The sequence below is a fragment of the Xanthobacter autotrophicus genome (assembly GCF_029991245.1).
GTDB lineage: Bacteria > Pseudomonadota > Alphaproteobacteria > Rhizobiales > Xanthobacteraceae > Xanthobacter > Xanthobacter autotrophicus_C.
In genome coordinates, this window is record NZ_JAIVFO010000342.1 from 1 (window position 1) to 478 (window position 478).

Here is a 478-nt window from a genome sequence, read left to right on the forward strand (position 1 = left end):
TGCTCGGAGCGATGCTCAGGGCCAAGGACCACATCCTCACCTGACATACCTGGGGGTGGGCCACGCAGGATTCTGCGCCGCTAGGTTGGCCGCCATGGGAGAGATGACCGACCGGGCCAGGAACACGGCCGAGCAGAAGGGTCGTCAGACCCAGGACAGCCAGTGGTTCGACTACGCCATCCGCATCGGCTTCATCGCCTACGGCGTGGTGCACCTGATGATCGCGTGGCTCGCGATCCAGCTGGCCTTCGGTGACCGAGAGGGCCAGGCCAACAACCAGGGCGCGATGCACCAGCTGGCGCAGCAGCCGTTCGGCGAGATCATGCTCTGGGTCATCGTCTTCGGCATGGCGTCCCTGGTGGTCTGGAAGCTGCTCGACGCGGCCTTCGGCCACAACGAGGAGGACGAAGACCTCAAGAAGTGGGGCAAGAAGGCCAACGCCGCCGGCAAGGCCATCCTCTACGGCTTCGTCGGCTAC

General features: G+C 65.1%; 1 protein-coding gene. It reads left to right on the forward strand.

Annotation, left to right across the window (positions count from 1 at the left end):
* Positions 1-94: 94 nt before the first annotated feature.
* Positions 95-478, forward strand: a 384-nt coding sequence (locus K9U41_RS23120; RefSeq protein ID WP_282643177.1) for a DUF1206 domain-containing protein, incomplete at its 3' end; no start/stop codon positions are given.